Annotated in this window: 19 protein-coding genes and 1 pseudogene; 7 read left to right on the top strand and 13 right to left on the bottom strand. The window is 72.2% G+C overall.

Features of this window, described 5'->3' with window-relative positions; all coding sequences use genetic code 11:
* Nucleotides 1-32: 32 nt before the first annotated feature.
* Nucleotides 33-1,349, top strand: a complete 1,317-nt coding sequence (locus LX15_RS14925; protein ID WP_253670184.1) for a serine hydrolase domain-containing protein — start codon at nucleotides 33-35, stop codon at nucleotides 1,347-1,349.
* A 143-nt stretch (nucleotides 1,350-1,492) separates the two neighbouring features.
* Here the strand turns inward: LX15_RS14925 and LX15_RS14920 are convergent, their stop codons facing one another.
* From LX15_RS14920 to LX15_RS14910, 3 genes are all read right to left on the bottom strand, one after another.
* Nucleotides 1,493-2,317 (bottom strand): class I SAM-dependent methyltransferase, encoded by an 825-nt coding sequence (locus tag LX15_RS14920; RefSeq protein ID WP_253670183.1) that lies wholly within the window; start codon nucleotides 2,315-2,317, stop codon nucleotides 1,493-1,495.
* 85 nt (nucleotides 2,318-2,402) lie between these two features.
* Complete coding sequence (locus LX15_RS14915; RefSeq protein ID WP_253670182.1) at nucleotides 2,403-3,275, bottom strand: alpha/beta hydrolase; 873 nt, start codon at nucleotides 3,273-3,275, stop codon at nucleotides 2,403-2,405.
* 245 nt (nucleotides 3,276-3,520) lie between these two features.
* Nucleotides 3,521-4,681, bottom strand: a complete 1,161-nt coding sequence (locus tag LX15_RS14910) for an FAD-dependent oxidoreductase (RefSeq protein ID WP_253670181.1) — start codon at nucleotides 4,679-4,681, stop codon at nucleotides 3,521-3,523.
* A 276-nt stretch (nucleotides 4,682-4,957) separates the two neighbouring features.
* Here LX15_RS14910 and LX15_RS14905 point away from each other — a divergent pair, with 276 nt between their 5' ends.
* Nucleotides 4,958-5,563, top strand: coding sequence for a TetR/AcrR family transcriptional regulator (locus LX15_RS14905; protein WP_253670180.1), 606 nt, complete (start codon nucleotides 4,958-4,960; stop codon nucleotides 5,561-5,563).
* 212 nt (nucleotides 5,564-5,775) lie between these two features.
* Here LX15_RS14905 and LX15_RS33565 read toward each other — a convergent pair.
* Nucleotides 5,776-6,108, bottom strand: a pseudogene (locus LX15_RS33565) (IS5 family transposase); the annotation flags it as partial.
* Between the two features lie 124 nt (nucleotides 6,109-6,232).
* Nucleotides 6,233-7,297, bottom strand: a complete 1,065-nt coding sequence (locus LX15_RS14900; protein WP_253670179.1) for an EamA family transporter — start codon at nucleotides 7,295-7,297, stop codon at nucleotides 6,233-6,235.
* Nucleotides 7,298-7,514: 217 nt separating this feature from the next.
* On the opposite strand from LX15_RS14900, the gene LX15_RS14895 reads away from it, so the two are divergent.
* Nucleotides 7,515-8,054: a putative immunity protein gene (locus tag LX15_RS14895; protein WP_253670178.1), complete on the top strand. Its 540-nt coding sequence runs from the start codon at nucleotides 7,515-7,517 to the stop codon at nucleotides 8,052-8,054.
* Nucleotides 8,055-8,066: 12 nt separating this feature from the next.
* Here LX15_RS14895 and pip read toward each other — a convergent pair whose 3' ends face one another.
* Nucleotides 8,067-9,029 (bottom strand): prolyl aminopeptidase, encoded by a 963-nt coding sequence (gene pip / locus LX15_RS14890; protein WP_253670177.1) that lies wholly within the window; start codon nucleotides 9,027-9,029, stop codon nucleotides 8,067-8,069.
* 283 nt (nucleotides 9,030-9,312) lie between these two features.
* Here pip and LX15_RS14885 point away from each other — a divergent pair, with 283 nt between their 5' ends.
* The 3 genes from LX15_RS14885 to LX15_RS14875 are packed head-to-tail and all read left to right on the top strand — an operon-like array spanning nucleotide 9,313 to nucleotide 11,926.
* Nucleotides 9,313-10,047: an ABC transporter ATP-binding protein gene (locus LX15_RS14885; RefSeq protein WP_253670176.1), complete on the top strand. Its 735-nt coding sequence runs from the start codon at nucleotides 9,313-9,315 to the stop codon at nucleotides 10,045-10,047.
* Entirely contained in the window at nucleotides 10,044-11,309 is a 1,266-nt protein-coding gene (locus LX15_RS14880) for a DUF7224 domain-containing protein (protein ID WP_253670175.1), read from the top strand. Before LX15_RS14885 ends, LX15_RS14880 begins: the two co-directional genes overlap by 4 nt.
* A complete protein-coding gene (locus tag LX15_RS14875; RefSeq protein WP_253670174.1) occupies nucleotides 11,306-11,926 on the top strand; it encodes a hypothetical protein in 621 nt (206 codons plus the stop codon). The genes LX15_RS14880 and LX15_RS14875 overlap by 4 nt, the downstream gene beginning before the upstream one ends.
* A 264-nt stretch (nucleotides 11,927-12,190) precedes the next feature.
* Here LX15_RS14875 and LX15_RS14870 read toward each other — a convergent pair whose 3' ends face one another.
* The 7 genes from LX15_RS14870 to LX15_RS14840 form a co-directional block, all read right to left on the bottom strand.
* Complete coding sequence (locus tag LX15_RS14870) at nucleotides 12,191-13,399, bottom strand: glycerate kinase family protein (protein ID WP_253670173.1); 1,209 nt, start codon at nucleotides 13,397-13,399, stop codon at nucleotides 12,191-12,193.
* A 21-nt stretch (nucleotides 13,400-13,420) separates the two neighbouring features.
* On the bottom strand, nucleotides 13,421-14,845 hold the full coding sequence (locus LX15_RS14865) for an SLC13 family permease (RefSeq protein WP_253670172.1): 1,425 nt from the start codon (nucleotides 14,843-14,845) through the stop codon (nucleotides 13,421-13,423).
* A gap of 529 nt (nucleotides 14,846-15,374) precedes the next feature.
* The gene (locus tag LX15_RS14860) at nucleotides 15,375-16,037 is read right to left on the bottom strand and encodes a response regulator transcription factor (protein WP_253670171.1); all 663 of its coding nucleotides are present in this window, start codon (nucleotides 16,035-16,037) and stop codon (nucleotides 15,375-15,377) included.
* A complete protein-coding gene (locus LX15_RS14855) occupies nucleotides 16,034-17,461 on the bottom strand; it encodes a sensor histidine kinase (protein WP_253670170.1) in 1,428 nt (475 codons plus the stop codon). Before LX15_RS14855 ends, LX15_RS14860 begins: the two co-directional genes overlap by 4 nt.
* A complete protein-coding gene (locus tag LX15_RS14850; protein ID WP_253670169.1) occupies nucleotides 17,454-17,678 on the bottom strand; it encodes a hypothetical protein in 225 nt (74 codons plus the stop codon). Before LX15_RS14850 ends, LX15_RS14855 begins: the two co-directional genes overlap by 8 nt.
* Nucleotides 17,679-18,610: 932 nt before the next feature.
* Entirely contained in the window at nucleotides 18,611-19,378 is a 768-nt protein-coding gene (locus LX15_RS14845) for a crotonase/enoyl-CoA hydratase family protein (RefSeq protein ID WP_253670168.1), read from the bottom strand.
* A gap of 36 nt (nucleotides 19,379-19,414) precedes the next feature.
* Entirely contained in the window at nucleotides 19,415-20,275 is an 861-nt protein-coding gene (locus LX15_RS14840) for an SCO6745 family protein (protein WP_253670167.1), read from the bottom strand.
* A gap of 88 nt (nucleotides 20,276-20,363) precedes the next feature.
* On the opposite strand from LX15_RS14840, the gene LX15_RS14835 reads away from it, so the two are divergent.
* Nucleotides 20,364-21,794 (top strand): aminotransferase-like domain-containing protein, encoded by a 1,431-nt coding sequence (locus tag LX15_RS14835; RefSeq protein WP_253670166.1) that lies wholly within the window; start codon nucleotides 20,364-20,366, stop codon nucleotides 21,792-21,794.
* Nucleotides 21,795-21,856: the final 62 nt, after the last annotated feature.

Raw genomic sequence — 21,856 nt, 5'->3', positions numbered from 1 at the left:
CCAACCGTTCACCTCAGGGAAAGGAACCCATCGTGAGACTGCGCATCCGCCGGCTCACCGCCGCCGCCCTCGCCGCCACGCTGGCGACCGGGCTGCTCGGCGCGGCCACCGCGGTCGCCGCACCGGCCGACCCCGCGGCGGAGACGTCCGCCGAGAGGTCCGGCGAGTCGTCCGCTGAGGAGTCCGCCGCCGAGACGCAGGGTCGGCAGGACCGGTCGGCCCTGCGGCGGGCGATGAGGGAGGTGACCGACGCCGGCGTCGCCGGGCTCCAGGTCCGGGTGCACGACGACCAGGGCGACTGGGTCGGAACCTCCGGCGTGCGGGAACTCGGCCGCCACGAGAAGGTCCCCGCCAACGGGCGGTTCCGGGTCGGCAGCATCACCAAGACCTTCGTGTCCACCGTCGTGTTGCAGTTGGTCGACGAGGGCAGGATCGGACTCGACGACCCGGTCCACCGGCACCTGCCCCAGTTCAGGATCGACCCCCGCGTCACCGTCCGCATGCTGCTGCAACACACCAGCGGCATCGCCGACTACCTCGCAGGGGACAACCCCGACGGCACGCGGGGACCCGGCATCCCCGTGGACGGGCCGGAGTTCTTCCCGCACCGCTTCCGGACCTACACCCACGCGGACCTGGCCCAGATCGGGACCTCGCAGCCCGCGCTGTTCGAGCCGGGGAGCAAGTGGTCCTACTCGAACACGAACTACGCGCTCATCGCGCTGCTGATCGAGAAGACGACCGGCACCCCCTACGCGACCCAGGTCGAGAACCGCGTCCTGCGGCCGCTCGGCCTGCGGGAGACCAGCATCCCCGGCACCCGCGTGTCCATCCCCGGCCCGCACGCCCACGGCTACCTCGCGTTCACCCGTGATGGCAAGCGCGAGGTGCACGACGTGACCCGGCTCAACCCGTCCTGGGCCGGCGCGGCCGGTGAGATCATCTCCACGACCAGGGACCTGGACCGCTTCATCTCCGCCCTGCACAACGGCCGGCTCCTCAAGCCGGAACTGCTGGCGGTGATGCGGCAGGCGCAGCCGGTCGTCGGGAACTTCAGCTACGGCCTCGGCCTGGAGATCGTCGACTTCGGACCGGCCTGTGGCGGGGTCTTCTACGGGCACAGCGGCGGGATCCCCGGGTACAGCTCCTACGTGTACAGCACCCCGGACGGCAGCAGGCGGATGGAACTCTCGATGTCCGAGGGCAACTTCGACCCCAGGGACAGCGGGGCGGCGCAGAAGCTGAGCGCCAAGGTGCAGAACCTGCTCGACGCCGCCGCCTGTGGTAAGGCCGCGCCGAGCGACTCCCAGACGGCTCGGTCCGCGCCGGCCCGGCCTCACCGGTTCTGAGCAGGCGCCGCGCGCGCAACGGGACGAGGTGTCCTGCGGGGTCCGCGCCGACGTGGTGGGTGGCCAGGTCGGCGCGGAGCCCCGGCGCGGAGCCCCGGCGCGGAGCCCCGGCGCGGTGGCCGACAGCGCGCTCCGGTCCCTGTTCAGGAGGCGGTCTCCTTCTCGAGGGCGGTGCCGTCCGGTGGCCCGGGCCGCCACAGGTGCAGGACGTCCTGCTCGTGGGACATGGTGTAGCCACCGTCGTCGTCAGCGAAGTGACGGAGGACGTAGGCGCGCAGCGCGGTCCTGTCGATGTTGGTCGGGTGGTCTTCCTGGCGAGGGACACTGAGGAGGAACTCGGCGACCACCAGGGCGTCCGAGAGGCTCGTCGTCCGGTAATGGGCGGGCAACAGCTCGTGCCGCACCGTCCCCACCAGTTCGGCGGGAGCGTCGCGGAGCCGCCGACGCAGCGACGAGAGGTCGAAGCGCGCCCCGGTGAACCGCTGGACCATGCGCATGCAGGGGTTGTCGGGGTTCTGGAGGATGATGACCAGTCGGCCGCCTGGCCGCAGCCAGCCCATGATCCGCAGGACGATCGACGCCCACTGCTCCTCGGGCGCGTAGTACAGCACGTGCGAGAGGAGCGCCAGGTCGACGGGCACGTCCACCTCGGCGTCGAGCACGGGTCGTGTCAGGACGTCGGCGTCGGGGCAGGTCTGCCGCAGCAGCTCGCGCATGGGGGCGCTGGGCTCGACGCACAGCGTCCGCTCGAAGTGTCGACCCAGCAGGTGGGTGGTCCTCCCGTCTCCCGGGCCGACGTCCAGCAGGACCTGCCGCTGGGGGAGGGCCTCCACCACCCGGAGCAGGGAGGAATGAGCGATCTCCTTCTCGTTGGTGCCGGCGAGGAAGGTGGTGAACGCGTCCCGGTAGGCGTTCCCGTCCACCGGCAGGGCCGGCACCGGACCCGTCCACGTCTGAGCGTTCCCCATGGCAGCGCCTCCGTCCTGCCCGTCGACCCCGGTGGCCCCGGGCGCCCTTCAGGAGACCACTGTCCCCGTCTGAGTGGCGACGGGTTCACTCGTTCGAGCGCCCGCACGTCAACTGATCGGCGTCGAGGAACGGCAGCAGCAGACGAAGCAACGCCTGGGGGCGGTCCAACGGGATGATGTGGCCACAGTCCGGAATGACGTGACCCACCAGCTCGTCGGCGATGGGGCGGAGTTGTCGCTCCAGAGCGTCGCCGACGGGGTGAGCCCCGATCGCCATGGCGGGCACGGTGAGCCGGCTCCGCGCCACCGCGTCGCGGACCTGGTGGGCGCTGGTGGGGAGGGCTCGGTAGTAGGAGAAGGCGCACCGCAGGGAGTCGGGCTGGGAGTAGGCGGCGACGAAGGCGTCCCGGATGTGGTGGGGGATGCCACGCCCCTGCGTTCCGGCGTTGAGGAACCAGTCGACGTACTCGGCCTCGTGTCCAGAGAGGACGGTCTCGCCCAGACCCGGAACGGAGTGGAAGCCGAACCACCACGGCGGGCCGCCCGCGAGGAACTCCTCGGCGCCGGGCAGCGCCCCCACCAGCGACTCCATCACGACCAGCCGGCGCACCCGGTCGGGCCGCCGCATCGCGAGCAGGAACGCCGGCGGGGTGCCCGCGTCGATCCCGACCACGGCCGCGGTGGGTTCGTCGAGGGCGTCGAGGATTCCCTCGACGTCGACCGACAGGGTCTCGGCGTCGTAGCCCTCGGCGGCGCGAGTGCTGTCACCGAAACCCCGGAGGTCGGGGGCGATCACCCGGAAACGCGGGGCCAGATGACCGATGACCTCGCTCCAGAGCCGCCAGGTGTGGGGAAAGCCGTGCAGCAGCACGACCGCGGGTCCGGTGCCGGCGATGGCGACGTTGGCCTCGATGCCGTTGGTGGCGATCCGACGCACCGTGATGTCAGGGGTGGACACGTCAACTCCTGTGGTTACCGTTGGTGACCACCGCACGCTAGGTGACCTGTACGGCCTCGCCAAGACGGCACTTTTCCCTCAGGAGGTAACGCCGGGGTAACCACGGCATGTGCCGGCCCCGTGGGGAGCGCGAACCGCGATGGCTCGTCGTCTCTCTGTCCTCTGTGGAGAGTGGTTCGCCGGATGTGCTTGGCTGGCAACGATTTCGGAAACGTGAGATCGCCGGCACTGTTGTCTGGTGACGTTTACCGGTCCGACTCCCGAGCCGCCTCGTACAGAGCATCGAACATGTCGACCAGGGACCGCGGGGCGTCCTGGTGGAACATGACGTCGAGAGAGGCGGCGCTTTCCCGGGCCTTCTCCTCGGCGCGCGCGAACATGATCGCCTCGTAGTCGCTGAGCGCGGCCTCGGTGTCCTCGGGGTGTTCGGCGAGGAGACGGCCGAGGTCCGCGCCGTCGGCCATGGCGAGGTTCGCGCCCTCGCCGGCGAAGGGCGACATCAGGTGAGCGGCGTCGCCCAGCAAGGTCACCCCTGGGACGCGCTCCCAGCGGTGTCCGACGGGGAGCTGGTGGATGAGCCGAGGGACGAGGGGGGCGTCGGCTTCGGTGATGAGGGCGCGCAGCGTGGGCGCCCAGTCGGCGAAGTGCTCCAGGAGGGCGGCCTTGGCGGCGTCGGTGTCGGTGAAGTCGATGGCGGCGAGGCCGTCCTCGGGCAGTTGGAGCGCGACGTAGACCTGAAGGCTGCCGTCCGTCTCGCGGTGGGCGAGCATGCCCTTGCCGCCGGCCACGGCGAAGAACATGCCGCCGCCGATGAGCGCGGCGCACTCGGGGTGCCGGGTGTCGGCGTCGTGCAGGGTCAGCTCGACGAAGGAGATGCCGGTATAGGCGGGGGTGGCCGGGGAGAGCAGGGGGCGCACGCGCGACCACGCGCCGTCGGCCCCGACGAGCAGGTCGGTGGTGAGCGCGGTGCCGTCGGCGAGGGTGACCTCGTGCCGGCCTTCGCCCAGCGAACGGACAGAGGTGGCCTTGGAACCCCAGCGCACGGTGCCGTCGGGGAGTGAGGCGAGGAGCAGGGCGCGCAGGTCGCCGCGGTCGATCTCGGGGCGCCCGCCGGTGCCGTCGTCGGCCTCCTCACGCAGGACGTTGGCGTGCTGGTCCACGACGCGCATGGCCTGCCCACCGGGGTTCACCTTGGTGAGGAACTCGTCGTGGAGGCGGGCCTCGCGCAGGGCGACCTGCCCGGACTCCTCGTGGATGTCGAGCATGCCGCCCTGGGCGCGAGCCAGCGGCGACGGGTCGAGATCGAGAACGACGGACTCGATGCCGTGGACGTGCAGGACGCGGGCGAGGGTCAGGCCGCCGAGTCCTGCGCCGACGATGACCAGGGGGTGGTGTGCGGTGCTCATGGGGCTCGCTCCTTCTGTGCGGCGCCGGCGGCGCGTGCGGTGGTTGGCGCGGGTGGCGCGCTTGTGCGGATTCAGGTCGTTGTGCTGTGCGGCCGAACCGATCAGCGGGTGTGGTGGTCAGTCGTGCATGGGCTTCGCGGTGCGCGCGTCTCGTGGCGTCCGGCTTGCGTCGTGGCGCCTCGGGGCGCGTGCGGCGGGGTGTCGGGGTGGTGACGGCTCCCACCATAGAAGATTTTTTGAGTGACACAAAATTTTGTGTGGCTCTACTATGGTCGGGTGGGACTTCGCGAGACCAAGAAGCAGCAGACCCGCAGGGCGATCGCGGACGCCGCGCTCCCGCTCTTCCTGGAGCGCGGCTTCGACCGGGTCACCGTCGCCGAGGTGGCGCGTCACGTGGGTGTCTCCGCGCAGACGGTCTTCAACTACTTCCCGACGAAGGAGGACCTGTTCTTCGACCGGCAGGCCGAGGTCGAGGGCGAACTCGCCGCGATCGTCCGGGACCGGCAGCCGGGCCGCTGCCCGGTCGAGGCCGTCCGCGACCAGCTCGTGGAGGCGCTGGAACGGGACCGCTCCGAGTTCCCGACGTCGGACCTCGGTCTCCGCTTCTGGCAGGTCCTCCAGGACAGTCCCGCGCTGCGCGCCAGGGAACGCGAGATCGCGGAGGGCGTCGAACTGGCCCTCGCCGCCGAACTGGAGAAGGAGGGAACCGTCCCCGTACCCGCGGTGTTGGCCGGTGCCATCGCCGGCATCCACCGCGCCGTCCAACGCGAGCTGCGTCGCCGCGTCATGGCGGGGGAGGATGGCGCCCAGGTTCGCCGCGAGCTGGTGACGGTAGCGCGCACCGCCTTCGACACCCTCTGCCACGGACTCCACGGCGCGTGAGCGCGGTTCCGGCAGGGTGCGGCCAGGGAACGCCTTCGGCGGTGCGCGCCAGCTCGGTGCCCGCGATCGTCCGGAGAGCGCGGCATGCGACCGGGATTGCTAGGCCGTGTTCTCATCGTCGGATGAGCAGGGTGACCAAGTCGATCATGCCTCGGTAGGGGATGGCGGTCTTGTCGTCGCGGGCGGCGATCGCGTGGAACTGCTTGGGCCCGGTTGAAGCAGGGTTCGACCATCGTGCGGCGTGGGTGGATCACGGGATCGGAGGTGGGTGGGCGGCCACCGATCCGGCCATGGCGGGCACGGTGGGCGTGCTGGCCCTGGCGTTCGGTGAGGTGGCCCGGATGCCCCCGACGAAGCTGAGTGCGACGAGCGCGGTTGGAGTAGCTCCTTGTCGCGATCACCCGGTCCGGGTGGATGCGGGGCCGGCCCGGCCCCGGCGGCCGGAACCGCACGGCTGTCAGCGCGGCCTCGACCATGGTGCGGTCGTTGACGTTGCGAGCGGTGGACACCACCGGTAGCGGCCGACCGTGGCCATCGCAGGCGATGTGATCGTCGTGCCGGGTCCACCGCCGAAGTGGCCGATGGCGTGATCAGTTGGCTCACCGTGCCCGCCGCCTGGTGCGTCCGCCCCCTGTGGGGCACGCGCAGGGGCCACGTCGGCGCGCGTGATCAAAGTGACCCGCGGGGAGTGCTCGCCGAGTTGGAGGTCGGTCCCGGTGACTGTCCAATGTGGACGTTTCGTCCCACGGGATCGGGTCCGCCACTGTTGTCGTCCCCAGGTTGCGCCGGCTGGCCATCCGGGAGGGGTTTCGCGCCGGCCACCTGCACCAGGACCGCGCCGGCGAGCAGTGTCGCCGCCCCGGCCACCTGCGTCGCGCCGAGTGCCTGGCCGAGCAGCAGCCAGGCCAGCACGGCGGCGACCACCGGCTCCACCAGGGCCAGCACACTGGCCACGGCCGAGGACAGATCACGCAGTGCCCGCAGCCCGGCGAGGTAGGGGAGCACGGTGCCGACCACGGCCAAAGCCAGCAGCACCAGCCACGCCGGGGCTCCCAGCCCGCCGAGGTTCGCGGGGGCGGTGAGCAGACCCGAGGGCAGAGCCCAGGGTGGGCTGACCGCGACCATCACCACCGCGCCGACCACGAGCCCGGCCGCGGTCAGACCGAACGAGTCATGCCTGCTCGCGCCGTGCTCGCCGAGCAGGAAGTACCCGGCGGAGCAGATCGCCGAGGCCAGCCCGGCCGCGATGCCGAGCACGTCCAGCCGGGTGCCCTGCCAGACTTCCGCGACCAGGGCCAGGCCGGACACGGCCAGCCCGATACCCAGCCACACCAGCCAGGGGAGCCGCGTGCGCCGCACCACTCGCACCCACAACGCCACCAGCACGGGCGCCAGGTTGACCAGCACCATGGCCACCCCGACCGGAACCCGCGCCACAGCGAGGAAGAAGAACATCTGCACCCCGGCGACGCCGAGCAGACCGTAGCCGAGCAGCAGCCACAGGTCGCCACGGCGGAACCGCAGCGCCCGGGGCCGCAGCACCGCGACCGCCGGCACCAGCAGCGCGGCGGCCAGCGCGATCCGCACCGAGGTCACCGTGGCCGGGGACCAGCCCGCCGCCATCACCGCCTTCGCCAGTGGACCCGAACCCGCGAACAGCACCCACGAGGTCAGGCTCAGCCCGGTCGCCCGCGCCCGGCTCGACGCCCACGCGCTCTTCTCCACTACGGCCACACTCGCAGTCTTCCTACGGGATCACCTGTCCGAACAGCGGTTTTCCGTTGGCGGGACTGACGGTGCGTGGGATCTCTCGCCCCCAGGGTGGAGGCGGGTGTCGGGGTGCCGGGTGTCGGGGTGCCGTCGGTGTCGTCAATGTCGGTGATGGCACCTGGCGCGATGCGGGCCCGGCCTGTGTCGCGGCCGATTCCGCGGCTTGGTGAAAGATGGACGCGTGGGAGGGGAAGACGGCGAGATCGCCCTGAGCAAGCAGGACCTTCGTGAGGTCACCGCATTCGCGGCCGAGTGCGCGGAGACGGTACTCGGGATCTTCGAGGCAGATCAGCCGGAGGACGCGCGGCCTCGCGCCGCGATCGACACCGCGTGGGAGTTCGCTCGGGGTGGTGAACGCGGGAAGCCTCTGCGGGACACGGCCTGGGCGGCGCTCAGGGCAGCCAAGAGCGCGGACAGCGCGGCCGCGCGTGAGGCGGCGTGGGCGGCGATGTCCGCCGCGGGCGCCGCCTACCTGCATCCGTTGGCCAAGGCCACCCAGGTCAAACACATCCTCGGGGCAGCCGCTCACGCGGCGAGAGCGGCCGAGCTGGCCGCTGATGATGACCGGTCTGTTGGCGTTCAACACCTTGAACGGGCGGCGCGTTGTGCGACACCCCTCGTCGTCGACGTTCTCCAGCGCTTCCCGGCGGCACCGGGTGGCGGCGGGCGGGTTGGCGAGTTGATCCGGATTCTGGACGCTGCCCTTCGTGGCCGCGGTTGAGGAATCGAGCGGTCACGGCCGGTCGGCGAACTCGTCGAGCGCCTTCCTGAGTTCGCGTCCGAACGCCGCGTTGCCGGTGTGCCCGGCGTCCTCGATCACGACCAGGCGCGCGTTCGGCCAGCGCCGCGCGAGTTCCCAGACCCGTTGAACTGGGCAGCCCATGTCCTGGCGGCCATGGATCAGGACGCCGGGAATGCCGGCGAGCTTTCCCGCGTCGCGGATCAGAGTGCCCTCCTCCAACCACCCTCGGTGCGCGAAGATGTGTGCGCAGATCCGGACAAAAGCGATCTGCTCGTCTCCCGCCCTGTTGGAATAGGCGCCGGGTGTGCCGTTCACCTCCATCGAGATGACGGCGTCTTCCCACCTCAACCAGTCGAGCGCCGCCCGGGACCGGACCTCGACGTCAGGGTTCTCCATGAGACGCGAGTACGCCATGACGAGGTCGCCGTCGCGCTCGCTGTCGGGCACGCCCTGACGGAACCTGTCCCAGGCCTCAGGAAAGAACTGCCCGACGCCCCGATACAGCCAATCCACGGCCGAGGGACTCGTCACCATGGCGCTGACCAGGAGGAGTTCCGACACGTGGTCCGGGTGTCGTTGGGCGTAGGCGAGGGCCAGCGTCGCGCCCCACGACCCGCCGAACATCAACCACCGCCCGACGCCCAGATGGGCACGGAGTCGCTCGATGTCGGCGAGCAGGTGCTCGGTGGTGTTGAGGCTCATGTCCGCAGCGGGGTCGCTCGCGTGCGGCGTGCTCCTGCCGCAGTTGCGCTGGTCGAACTGGATGATCCGGTAGCGCTGCGGATCGAAGCTGCGTTTGGTTCCCTTGGGCATCCCGGCGCCGGGACCGCCGTGCACGATGACAGCGGGCTTGCCGTCCGGGTTTCCGTAGACCTCGTAGTAGACCTGGTTGCCGTCGCCGGTGTCGAGGTATCCGGTGTCGTAGGGATCGGTGACGTCGTACCGGTCAGCCATGTCATCGCTTCCTCACGGCCAAGGGGCGAACGGCCAGACTAGACCGACCCGGCCACGCATCCTGCCGCCAGGCGCCGCCCTACCCTGGTTCCAGTGCCCACAAGGCCGCTTGACCAGGCATCTCACGGGTTCACGGATCTCCTTGCACGGCTGTGGCGCGAGCGTGGGTGGCGCACACCCCACCACACGGAATGATCTTCTCGTGCTACTCCCTCGGGAGACCCCTGATCGAGATCAGGGGGGCTCCTCCCTTGTAGACGAGAAGAACGGCTCTGAGTTGGCGATGAACAGCGTGGTCACGGTACGAGGGCTTGCTCACCGGTACGGCAGATACCCGGCGTTGGAGCGGCTGGATCTGGAGATCCGGCCGGGTGTGACGGCGGTGCTGGGACCGAACGGTGCCGGCAAGAGCACCCTCCTCGGGTTGCTGTCCACCGGGCTAACGGTGCAGTGCGGGCAAATCCGTCTCGATGAGCTGGACAGCCGACGGGACACCACGCGTTATCGGGCCGCGTTGGGGTTCCTGCCGCAGACCTTCACCCTGCCCACGAACCTCACCGTCGCCGAGTTCCTCACGCTGACCGCCTGGCACCGCCTCGTTCCCCGGGCGGAACGTGCCCTCGCGGTGCGGGCGGCGTTGGAGGCGGTCGACCTCCTCGACCGGGCCGACACGAAGATCTCCCGGCTGTCGGGCGGGATGCACCGGCGAGTCGGCATCGCGCAGGCGATCGTCAACCAGCCTCGGTTACTGGTCCTGGACGAACCGACCGTCGGGTTGGACCCGCGACACCGCCGCGAACTCCGCACCCTCGTCCGAACACTCTCCACGGACCGGGCGGTGGTGGTGAGCACCCACCTCACCGAGGACGTCGCCGCGATCGCCGACGACGTGGTCGTGCTCGACGAGGGAACGCTGCTGTTCGCGGGAAGTCTGACGGAACTCACCGGGGGCGGCATCGAGGCGGCGGACATCGACGCCGCCTACGACGCGCTGACGATGGGGGAGGTGCGCCGGTGAGCGTGCTGCGCGTCGCGCTGCTGCGAGGCAGCGCATTGTTCGGTGTGCCCGTGATGATCGTTCTCGGGATCATCGCGGGCCAGCGGGGCGCGGACTCGTGGTCGGTGGACTGGTTCTGGGCCACGGGCCAACTCCAACAGCACGGCGTGCTGTTGGTCCCGCTCACCACGGCGCTGGCGGCGTGGGACGCCTCCCGGAACCGCCGGCTGGGGACCGCCCTGCTGTATCGGACCTACCCACGGTCTCCGCTGGCATCCGCGCTGCTGGACGCCACAGGCGCCCTGCTCGCCGGGCTGGCGGGATGGGCCACCACGTTCCTGGTCATGGCCCTCAACGTGCGCGGAGGCGGACACCCCTACTGGTCCGTGGTGCTGCTCGGGGCGTTCGGTTTCATCCCCGCCGCCCTGGTCGGTGTGGTCGCCGGCCGGTACCTGCCCCGCTATCTGGCGCCCCCGGTGACCGCCGCGCTGGTCTGGCTCGGCCTGGCGTTCGGCTCGTCCAGCACCAAAGATGTCGTCGCCCGGCTGAGCACAGTGGACCGGCAGTGTTGCGACGTCTACACGGAGCCCGTTCCGACGACGATCGCGGGCCAGTGGCTCTGGCTGGCGGCGATCGGACTCGCCGCCGTCGCCGTGCTGTCCTGGCCCCGCCTGCCGCACCTCGTTCCCGGTGTTCTCGGCTCTGCCGCTGCCCTCGCCACCGCGCTCGTGCTCATCTCCTCCACCGGAGCCCAGTTGACCCGACCCCGCCCGCCACAGGGGGAGGCGTGCCGCACCGAAGGGGAGGTGACGGTCTGCATGTGGCCCGAGCACGCCCACGACGTGGACGCATGGGTCGCTGCGGCAGCTACGTTCCGCGCCCGGTTCGCCGACCTCGGGCAACTACCCACACTCTTCATCGAGAACGGACTCCGGTCACCGTCCTCTGGTGCGGTTTCGATCGGGCCGGTCCGGGCCTACCAGTCACCGGAGGACCTGGTCGCGTCCCTGGCGTACAGCCTGGTGCCGCCTGCGCCGGAATGCGCGGCCATCGGCAACGGCGGCTACGGCTTCTTTCCCGCCGCCACCACCAGATCCCTGCTCAACGGCTGGATCAGGTACCGGCTTCAGGCCACCGCGCCATCGGTCTCGCTGGTGCCACCCGAGGACGTCCCGGCCCTGGACCGTCTCCGGGCGCTCCCCGCTGACCAGCAGGCCCAGTGGTACCACGCCGTAGTCGAGGCTCACCGCGACTGCTCGACCAATCCGCCGAGGGTGCCGTGAACATCCTGTGGTTGTGGCTGCGTGCCCATCGCTGGCCCACCCTGCTCGCCGTGTGCCTCGGGGTCGCCGTGCTCAACGTCCTGGTGGGCGGTCAAGGCGTTCCCGTGCCGACCCTGACGAGCATCCGCCGGCTCGACCTTCCCCTGCGCCAGTTCCTCCCGCTGGTCATGGCTTGTGCGATCGGGCTCCACAGCCGGAATCCCAGCCAGACGTTCACGGTCACACCCCGCCCGGCGCTGGTGCTGCGGGCCGGGCTGGCGGTGGCCCTCCACGTCCCGGCGGTCGTCGCGTGCCTGGCGGTACTCCTCGGTGAGGGAATGCCGGAGACAGCGGGATCCCTGCGGAACACCCTCGCCCTGACCGGACTCGCACTGATGACCTCGGTCATCGCCGGAGCGACGAGAAGCTGGACAACACCCCTGTTCTTTCTGATGGTGTGCCTGCTGTTCGGCCCCCGCTACGACTACGCGCCCACCGGTGGGCCGTCGGCAGAGCTGTGGGCGATCGTTCTCGCCCCACCTCACGACCTCACCGCCGCAGTGCTCGCCGGCATCGTGTGGCTGCTCGGCACAGCGTTGTTCATTCTCCGAGGAGCACGCGCCGAGATCAGCACATGAACCCCACCCCCGCGTGCGCGGGGACCACGTCGACTTGCGAGTTCGGATCAGCTCGCCGATCGACTCACCCCCGCGTGCGCGGGGACCACCCTTCGCGACCTGCGTTCATGGAGGGACGTTACCGTTCCTTGATCTTGCGGGATGCATGGGGTGGGCCCTCCACGTCGCCGTCGGCTTCTCGTCGAATTCCTGACCCAGGCGACGCGCCAACAGTGTCTTCCGTGAGTGGGCCGTGCCGTGAGGGAGGGCACGGCGCACTCGCGGTCACGGCGTGACGACCACGCACTCTCGCCGCGCCCCGGCGTCGAGGGACGGCGAGGTGGTTCGGGCGAGGGAGGCCCCGACCAGGATGAGTCGCAGGGCGTGCTCGGCGGCGTCGGTGAGGAGTTCGGGTGCGCGTCGGATCGCCTCCGGCAGGGGGAGCGGGGCGTCGAGGATGCCGGTGTAGGCGTCGATCCCGCTGGCGTACGTGTTCTGGGCGCCGTCGCCGATCGTGCCGGCCAACGCGATCACGGGTTTCCCGTGGCGCTTGGCGAGGCGGGCGACCTCCGCGGGGACCTTGCCGCGCGGGGTCTGGGCGTCGATGGCCCCCTCGGCGGTGACGACGAGGTCGGCGTGGCGCAGCCGGCCCTCCAGGTCCAGGTGGGGGAGCAGGACCTCGAAGCGTGGCACCAGCCGGGCGCCGAGGGCCGCGGCCAGGCCCGCGCCCAGTCCCCCGGAGGCCCCGCCCCCGGGGACGCGGCGGAGGTCGGCCCCGAACCGCTGGTGGAGGACGGCCGCCCAGCGGTCCATCGCGGCCGACAGGTGCTCGACCTGTCGGGGCGTCGCCCCCTTCTGCGGGCCGAAGACCCTGGCGACGCCCCGTGGGCCGGTGAGGACGTTGTGCGGGTTGCACGCCACGAGGACCTCGACCTCCCTGAGGCGGGGGTCCAGCCCGCCGGGGTCGACGTCCGAGACGTCCAGGAGCGCGTGGCCACCGAGCCCGATCTCCCGGCCGTGGCTGTCGCGGACGTGCGCGCCGAGGGCCTGGAGCGCTCCGGCCCCGCCGTCGCAGGTGCCGGAGTCGCCGCAACCAACCAGAATCCGCCGCGCGCCCTCGTCGAGCGCGGCCCGGATGAGGTCGCCGACCCCGCGGGTGGTCGTGGCGCCGGGGTCCCTGGCGTCGGCGGGGACGAGGCGCAGGCCGGCGGCGGCGGCCATCTCGACGACGGCGGTTCGTGGTCCCGGGCCGCCCAGGAGCGCCAGATGGGCGGTGACGGGCCGACCGACCGGGCCGGTCACCGTGACCGGGACCAGGCGGCCCCCGGTCGCGGCGGCCATGGCGCGGGCCGTGCCCTCGCCGCCGTCGACCAGGGGAACCTCGTCGACGGTGGCGAGCGGGTCCACGCGCCGGATGCCGGCGGCGATCGCCGAGGCGACCTCCGGCGCCTCCAGGCACTCCTTGAAGCCGCTGGGCGCGACGATGACACGCATTGGTTCCTCCACAGTGGACGGTCAGTGCCACGGCAGGCCGAGCAGCGGCCAGACCGTGACGGCGAAGAGGACGACGAGCAGGGCCACCAGCGGGCCGAGGACCGCGGAGAGCCGCAGCAGGTCGGGGCGGCCGTAGGTGGGCGCGCCCTCGACCCTGGCGAACATCGCGACCGGCTTGGCCGCGGCGGGCATCGAGTGGCAGAAGCCGGCGGCGGCCGTGGACGCGAACGCCAGCGCCGTCGGGTTCAGGCCGGCCCCGACCGCGAGCGGGATCACCAGGGGCACCAGGACGGACGAGCGGGCCGACCGCGACTGGATGACGACGTGGGCCGCGGTGCTGACCAGCACCACCCCGGCCAGGACGGCGAGGGGGGACCCGGCCAGTGGGGCCAGCGCCTCCCCGGCGAGCCAGGCCGCCGCGCCGGACGAGGTCAGCGCGTCCGCCAGCGCGGTCGTGGCCGCCATGAAGACCAGCAGCGACCACGGGACCTGGGCCAGAGCCGCGCCGAGGTCCGTCGTGCCCGTGCGAGGGGCGGTGATCACCAACGCGCCGGCGAGCGCGACCAGGGCGGGCGGCAGGCCGTGCAGCGGCTCGGCGCACCACAGGACCACCACGGCCGCCAGGAGCCAGCACACCTTCTGTTCGTCCCGCCGCAGCGGGCCACGGGGGACGCCGGTCCGCTCGGCGAGCGCGGCCGGGTCGACCCGGAGCGGGCGCCCGCGCTCCTCCCGTGAGAGGAACAGCAGCAGCACGACCTCGGTCGCCAGGTGGGAGCTGACCAGTGCGAACGGCAGACCCCACAGCAGCCACGCGGCGAAGGAGACCGGGGCTCCGGTGGCGGTGGCGAGCATCTGGACGGTGATCAGGTGCGCGCCGGCCCCGATCAGGCTCGCCACGGCGGACAGCAGGATCACGGTCGGGAACAGGATCGCCAGCGCGCGGACGAGCGCTGGGCGATCGCGGAGCACGTGGGCCAGCGCCAGGAACACCGGCAACGCCAGCGCGGCCCGCCCCGCCGTGGCGGGGATGACGAGTGCGCTGACGACGACCGCGAGCGTCACGAGGTGTGCCAGCCCGCGCACGGACCGGGCCCGTCCCACCAGCAGGACGGCGCCCCTGGCGGGCAGCCCGGTGGCCGTGATCCCGGCGGCTAGGACGAACGCGGCCACGAGCAGCCAGATGGTCTGCTCGCCGAGGGCGGCGAACAGGCGGTCCGGGGGGAGCGCGCCGACCAGCACGGCGGCGACGGCCGCGGCGAGGGCGACGAAGGTGTCGTCGAGCTGGGTCAGCGTCCACGCGCTGACCGCGACCGCGAAGACGACGAGCGTGCGTTCGCCGACCGGGTTCAGCCCCGGGGCGAGCGCGGCGATCCACGCCGTGACCGCGCCCACCCCGACCACCGCGGCCGCCCGGCCGAGCCGTCGGAACCGTTGCCGGCCCCGCACCGGCAACGGCTCCGTCGCCAGGGCGCGGGTCGGCAGTGGTCGGGTGTGTGGCCGTGTCGCGTCGGATCGCGTCGCATCAGTCCGTGTCGCATCTGTCCGTGTCGCATCAGTCCGTGTCGCATCAGTCCGTGTCGTGTCGGGCCTGGCCGCACCTGGCCTGGTCGTGCCGTCCACCTGCATGTCCCCAGGCTGTCCAGCCCGCCTGAAATGATCATGAGGTTCGGATGAGGACGCCTTCATCCGGCGGGGGTGGCACAGTGACCACCAGTGCGGCACGAGTGGGCGTGCCGTCGCCGCTCACGGTGCCGCTGCTCACGGTGCCGCTGCTCACGGCGTCGCCGCTCGCCAGGCCTCGCATCGAAGCCGGGCGGTCGCCCACCCGCCCGACCCCAACGGAACCGACGGGACTTCCCGCCGACCCGCTGAAGGGACCGTCACCCGGACATGTCGCTCGGGCGCGTCTCACCGGGGAAGCAGCCCGGTCTGCTCGGTCGTCTGACTCCGACGATTCGTCCTGGGCTGGCGACTCTCAGTCCCTCAGGCGGTACCCCATGTTGCGCAGCGTCTCGATGCGCTCGGCGCCCAGCTTGCGGCGCAGCGCCCGGACGTAGACGTCGACGATGTTGGAGCCCGGGTCGAAGTCGTAGCCCCACACGTGCGACAGGATCTGCTCGCGGCTGAGGACCTGGCCGGGGTGCCGCAGGAACAGCTCCAGCAACGCGAACTCGCGCGCCGTGAGGTCCACGGTCCGGTCGCCGACGCCCGCCCGGCGGGTGCGCAGGTCGAGGGACAGGTCACCGTGGCGGAGCACCGTCAGCTCGGCGGCCCGCTCGGACGTCCGCAACCGCAGCCGCACCCGGGCCAGCAACTCCTCGAACCGGAACGGCTTGGTCATGTAGTCGTCGGCCCCGCCCTCCAGACCGGCCACCGTGTCGTGCACGGAGTCCCGCGCGGTGAGGATCACCACGGGAACGTCCACACCGGACTCGCGCATCTGGCGCAACACGGAGAACCCGTCGCGGTCGGGAAGCCCGAGGTCCAGCACCACCAGGTCGAACCCACCACCGCGCACGGAGGACAGCGCGCTGGCCCCGTCGCCGACCACGCTGGTGGCGAAGCCGTTGGCGCGCAGGCCCTTCTCCACGAAGGACGCGATCCGCGCCTCGTCCTCCACGATCAGGATCCTGGTCACGTCGTCCCTCCTGGCCGGTCCGGTAGGTCAAGTGCGAAGGTGGCGCCCTCGCCCGGTGTCGAGCGGACCCGGACCCGGCCGTGGTGGGCGTCGGCGATGGCCCGCACGATCGCCAGCCCGAGCCCGGCCCCGCCCCGGTCGCCGCGCGCGGCCGAGCCCCTGGCGAACCGGTCGAAGATCCGGTCCACCTCGTCGGGCTGGACACCCGGCCCGGTGTCGGTCACCCAGAACGACACGCGGTCGTCGACCCGCGCTGACCCGAGCCTGATCTCGTCGCCCTGGTTGGTGTGCTGCACCGCGTTCTGCGCGAGCTGCGCCATCGCCTGCGTCACGCGCTGCTCGTCCAGCCACACCTCGCCCTCGCCCATGGCCTCCAGCACCCACCTGCGGTCGGCGAGCGCGCGCACCTTGGCGTCGATGTCGCTGGTCAGCTCCGGCAGCGACACCGGGGCCAGGCGCACGAAGTCCGGGCGCTCGGCCTTGGCCAGCAACAACAGCTCCTCCACGATGCGGTTCATGCGGTCCAGCTCGTCGGTGCACAGCCGGACCACCTCGGCGCGCTCGGCCGGGTCGTCGCCCATCAGCTCCAGGTGCCCCCGCACGATCGTGATCGGGGTGCGCAGCTCGTGCCCGGCGTCGTCGACGAACCGGCGCTGCGTCGCGAACGCCTCCTCCAGCCGGTCCAGCATGGCGTTGAACTGCTCGGCCAACGCGGCGATGTCGTCACGGCCGCGCACGGGGATGCGGCGGGTGAGGTCGCGTTCGCCGATCTCGGCGGCGGCCTGCCGGACCGCGCGGACGGGCGCCAGGATCTCGCCGGCCACCACCCAGGCCACGGCTGCCGCCAGGAGCAGGCCGACGGCGCTGGCGACGACCAGCACGCGGACCGTGGCGAGGGCCGGCGCGCGCATCCCGTCGACGAAGAACCCGGTGACGAACCAGGTCGGGGTGGTGTCCGGCACGCCGGGCGGCGGCAGCGCCCGCACCTTCGCCCACCGGAACGGTCCGGCTGGCGTGTCCACCTGGCCGGTGGTGGCCTGGTCGTCCACGATCCGGCCGAGCAGGGCGGTGTCCCGGCCGACGTCGTGCGGTGGCTCGCCCTGGCGCACGCCGTACAGCCGGTCCGGCCGGCGGACCACGCCCAGGTGCACCTCGTGGGTCTCCGGGTACTGCGTCCGCAGGTGGCTGCGCACCACGTCGTACGGGTCGGTCAGGGCGAGGCCCGTGCGCGGGTCGACCGCGGCGACGGCGAAGTCGGCGAACTCCTCGGCCTCCTGCTGGAGCCCCGCGTCGACCCGGTGGTCCACCTCGGCCAGCAGGAACCCGCGCACGATCAGCACGACGCCGGTGAGGACCGCGCACATCACCACGAGCAGCCACAGCATGATGCGGGTGCGGGCGGTCACCCGACCCCGCTCAGTCATCGTCGTCCTCGTCGTCGTCCCCGACCGGCGGTGGCGGGGGGAGGCGCCCCGGCGTGCCGGGGGTCGAGGTCGTCGCCGGGCGCGACACCCCCACCCGCACCTCGACCGGCACCCGGGGCGGCTCGTCGCGGTCCACCAGGACCTGGCCGGCCACCGCGACCAGCACCGGCAGCACCAGTGCGACCAGCACGAGCACCGCACGCCGCCACGACCGCATGCCCAACACCATCGGCCCTACCCACGTGCCGGAGATGAACTGGAGATGAGAACGCCTTCATCTTCACCCGCGCCGGTGAGCCGCGCCGAGGGTGGGGCCACGCTGAGGGGTCACGCCGGGGGGGTGGGGCGCCGGGCCGGCCCCGGCGACGAAGGTCACGGCGGAAGGTCACGGCCGAAGGTCACGGTGGCCGGGCCGCCGTCGACGGTGTCCCGTGTCCCGTCGCTGACGCCCACCCCCACGATGCCGACGCGGGCGCACATCATGAGCACCAGATGAGCACCAGCAGGACAGCCCCCACCCGCCCTGGGGGGCGAGCCCTGCTCCAGCCTATCCGCCCCGAACCCCGCCCCCAAGCTGATCATTCGAGGCTGTGGACAACTGGCGCGCCTGTGGATAACTCTGTCCCCCGCACGAGCGAAAGCCTTGACAGGCAACAACAAGACACTGATCCCCAGAACGGGGACGTGCCCGCGACCCCGCCGTCACCACCGGCCTCGACTGTGATCACCGGGGCCGGTCGCGTTCGTCGCCCGATGCCGGGACCGCGACCGCCCAACCCTCGGCGACGGCATCGATCTCGATCAACATTCGCGGGTCGGACAGGGCGCTCACCTCGGCCAGCAGGCTGGTCGGCCGACACCCCAGGGCCGCGCGCTCGCCATCAGCACTCCGTAGTGGTCCAGGCCAGTTCTGACGAACCGCGCTCAGCCGTTCCCGCCGTCAGGCCCTCCTGCACGTCGCCCGGCGCCGCGGGGCCAGCGTCGTGGAGAACCTCGCCCGGGCAGGTCTGGACCCGCGTCCCGAGGCCGAACGCGTCGTGCCCCTCACCGCCGAGGACGCTTCCGCCTCACCCGGCGCGAACGGGCGCACCACCACGCGCGTTCGCGTGCCCTCGACGACTATCGACGTCTATCGATGGCTATCGATGTCTATCGACGTCGGTTCAGGAACCGTTGGAGCCCGTCGGCGACGCCCCTGGTCGGCACAGTCACGGCGAACCAGGAGGCTTCGACGGCGAGCCCCTCGTCGATGGGGAGGTTGATCCCGCGCGTCACCGCCGCCAGGCACGCGCGCACCGCTGTCGGCGCGTGCCGCAGGACGCGGTCGGCGAGGTCCCGTGCGGCGCCGATCAGGTCCGTGTGCGGGACGACGGCGTTGACCAGCCCGATCTCCTCCGCCCGGCGCGCGCTGATCGGGTCGCCGGTCAGGATCATCTCCAGCGCCCGCTTGCGGCCGACGTGCCGTGGCAGCCGCTGGGAGCCGCCGAAGGGCGGCGGGAACCCCAGGCTGATCTCAGGTTTGGCGAAGGTGGCGTGCTCGCTGGCGACGGCGAGCGGCGCGGCTTCGGTGATCTCGCAGCCACCGCCCCATGCCAGGCCGTTGACCGCGGCGATGACGGGTTTCGGGAACTGTTCGATGCGGCGGGTCAGGCCCTGTCCTCGGGCCACGATCTCGCGCAGGGCTCGGTCGACGCCGCCGGCGACGCTCGCGGCGAGGGAGGGGATGTCCGCGCCGGCGCTGAAGGCGCGGTCCCCGGCGCCGGTCAGGATGACGGCGCGGACCGTGTCGTCGTCCTCGATCTGGTCCAGTGCGGCGAGGAGGGCGTCGATCGTCGGGTAGTCGAGCGCGTTGAGCTTCTCGGGCCGGTCGAGGGTGATGGTCGCGACCGCGTCGGCCTGGTCGAGTCGGATGGCCATGGGGTGTGCTCCTGTTCGCTGCGAGGGTGGTGGTGGCTACGGCCGGGGCGCGCCGATCGGGTTGGGCACGGGGATCACGCCGGTGTCGATGAGGTGCCGGCTGAGCGGTGTGGCCAACCGGATGGCCTCCTCGATGCCGGTCTCGCCGAGGGCGGACACGGGGTCGGCCGCCAGACGGTCGGTGGTGTCCTCGATGTGCCGGCGGAGTTCTCCTCCGGTCCTGGTCAACCGGCCGGTGCGGTCGAGGAGGCCGCGTGCGGTGAGCCGGCGGCGGCTGTCCTCCCACTGCTCGTCCGTCCATCCCCGGTGGGGCTGGATGAGTTCACGGCTGATCGCGCCGGTCGCCACGTGGGTCAGCGTGGCGTCCAGTCCGCGCAGTCCCTCGTGGACGGCGGCGATCACGTGGCCGTCGCCGCGGTGTTCGCGGAGCACGGTCGCGGCCAGCCACACCCGTTCCGCCGCGTGCGCGGGGCGGCGGACATTCGCCCAGCCCGCCGCCAGGGGACGTCCGTCGAACCGGCAGGCCCGCACGGCGCGTTCGAGCAGGTCCGCCAGTGGCTCCATGGTGGCCGTGGCGGTCGGGGGCAGCAGACGGGTCAGGCTGGCCCGCACCGCGTCGAGTCGGGTGCTGAGCACGGCCTCGGGCGTGGTGTAGGCCCACGCGTCCGGCAGTGCCCGCTCGACCATGCCGGGTTCGAAGCCGTAGCACATCGAGGTCGTCGCGGGGGCGTCGAGCGGGCCGAGCGGCGCGACGCGCCCGGCGAAGTAGCCCATCCACCAGCTCGGCAGTCCCAGCATCCGTGCCGCCTCAGCGGGTTCCGGCGCGAAGTACGCGACGGCGTGCAGTGGCTCGACGGCCTCCCAGAACCGCCGCGCGAGTGTCGGTGATGGCTCCACGCGCACTCCACCTCTTTCCTGTCCGGTGCTCGGGTCGGACATCAGCCTGGTGGTTGCCGCAGGGCGGAAACAGTGCCAATTTGAGCCAATGGACCAGAATCTGGGGTGGTGGGTGCGGGTCGCGCTCGACGGGTGGCGTGATCGGCCCGGACCGCGTTACCGGCGCATCGCCGCCTCGGTGGTGAGCGCCGTCGAACGGGGCCTGGCCACCACGGGGGACCGCCTGCCGCCGGAGCGGTCGCTCGCGGACGCGTTGCGGGTCAGCCGCGGCACCGTCGTGCGCGCGTTCGAGGAGTTGACCGCGGCGGGGGTGGTCAACCGGGTGCAGGGCTCCGGCACCTTCGTCCGCGCCACGCCGGGATGGACGGACACCCCGAAGGAGAACCCGGCGTCGACACTCCTGCGCCGCCAGATGGACCTCGGTGGCGAGGCCATCGACCTGTCGCAGGCCGTGCCGGCGGGTGTGGACCACCTTCCCGCCGTGGCGGGCCTGGACCTGCTGGCAGGCGTCACCGGACACGGGCTGCACCCGGCGGGCATCCCGGAGCTGCGGACGGCGATCGCCGAGTACCTGGGCGAACACCTCCGGCTGCCCACCGTGCCGGAGCAGGTGATCGTGACCTCCGGCGTCCAGCACGCCCTCGCGCTCGTGGCCACCGCCGTGGTCGCCGCGGGCCGCACCGTGATCACCGGTTGTCCCACGCACGGGGGCCTGGCCGGGGCGCTCGCCGGGCGCGGCGGCCGGATCCTGGGGGTGCCCGCCGACGAGTTGGGCATTGACGCGCACGCGGCCCGGCACGCCGCCGCACACGTGCCCGCGCCGGTCCTCTACGTCGAGCCGGGCGGCAGCGACCCGACCGGCGCCGTGCTCAGCCGTTCCCGTCGTCAGGCCCTCCTGCACGTCGCCCGGCGCAGCGGGGCCAGCGTCGTGGAGAACCTCGCCCAGGCGAATCTGGACCTGCGTCCCGGGGCGGAGGCCGTCGTGCCCCTCGCCGCCGAGGACGAGTCGGTGATCGTGGTTGGCTCGCTGTCGAAGGTGCTGTGGGCGGGGCTGCGCGTCGGCTGGGTTCGCTCTCCCGCCCCGCTCTGTGGCCACCTGCTGCGACTGCGCTCCGCCCACGACCGCGCGCCCAGCGTCCCCGCCCAGATCCTGGCCACCCGGCTGCTGCGGGCCGTCGACGACCGGTGGCTGAACGGTCTCCGCGCCGCGCTGCGTGAGCGCCGCGACCTCCTTCTCGCCCTGCTCCAGCGACACCTGCCCGCCTGGCACGTCGAACCACCGGCCAGCGGCCTCGCGCTGTGGGCCACGTTGCCGGTGACCGACAGCGAGACCTACGCCCACCTCGCCGCCCGCTACGGCGCCATCGTCGCGCCCGGGGCGACCCACTGCGTCGACCGACGCCACCACAACGGCGTCCGGCTGTCGTTCGCCGAGTCCCCGCACGTCCTGGAAGCCGCCGTCGACCGCCTCGCGGCCGCGTGGGAGCACCACACGCGCGACCTCGCGGCCAGCCGATGACCCCGCTCGGGGGGTGAGAGATCCTCACCTTGCTCCGAGCGGGGGATGACGGCGCGGCTGTC

The sequence above is a fragment of the Streptoalloteichus tenebrarius genome, assembly GCF_024171885.1.
GTDB classification, from domain to species: domain Bacteria; phylum Actinomycetota; class Actinomycetes; order Mycobacteriales; family Pseudonocardiaceae; genus Streptoalloteichus; species Streptoalloteichus tenebrarius.
Note: the sequence above shows the minus strand (reverse complement) of the source record. Positions and strands in the feature narration are given on the sequence as shown.

What these genes read in the sequence shown, in the direction of transcription:
- LX15_RS14920 (WP_253670183.1), bottom strand. Translation starts at nt 2,317, where the DNA reads ATGGGGAACGCTCAGACGTGGACGGGTCCGGTGCCGGCCCTGCCGGTG.
- LX15_RS14910 (WP_253670181.1), bottom strand. Translation starts at nt 4,681, where the DNA reads ATGAGCACCGCACACCACCCCCTGGTCATCGTCGGCGCAGGACTCGGC.
- pip (WP_253670177.1), bottom strand. Translation starts at nt 9,029, where the DNA reads ATGGCTGACCGGTACGACGTCACCGATCCCTACGACACCGGATACCTC.
- LX15_RS14885 (WP_253670176.1), top strand. Translation starts at nt 9,313, where the DNA reads ATGAACAGCGTGGTCACGGTACGAGGGCTTGCTCACCGGTACGGCAGA.
- LX15_RS14870 (WP_253670173.1), bottom strand. Translation starts at nt 13,399, where the DNA reads ATGCGTGTCATCGTCGCGCCCAGCGGCTTCAAGGAGTGCCTGGAGGCG.
- LX15_RS14855 (WP_253670170.1), bottom strand. Translation starts at nt 17,461, where the DNA reads ATGACTGAGCGGGGTCGGGTGACCGCCCGCACCCGCATCATGCTGTGG.
- LX15_RS14850 (WP_253670169.1), bottom strand. Translation starts at nt 17,678, where the DNA reads ATGCGGTCGTGGCGGCGTGCGGTGCTCGTGCTGGTCGCACTGGTGCTG.
- LX15_RS14845 (WP_253670168.1), bottom strand. Translation starts at nt 19,378, where the DNA reads ATGGCCATCCGACTCGACCAGGCCGACGCGGTCGCGACCATCACCCTC.
- LX15_RS14835 (WP_253670166.1), top strand. Translation starts at nt 20,364, where the DNA reads ATGGACCAGAATCTGGGGTGGTGGGTGCGGGTCGCGCTCGACGGGTGG.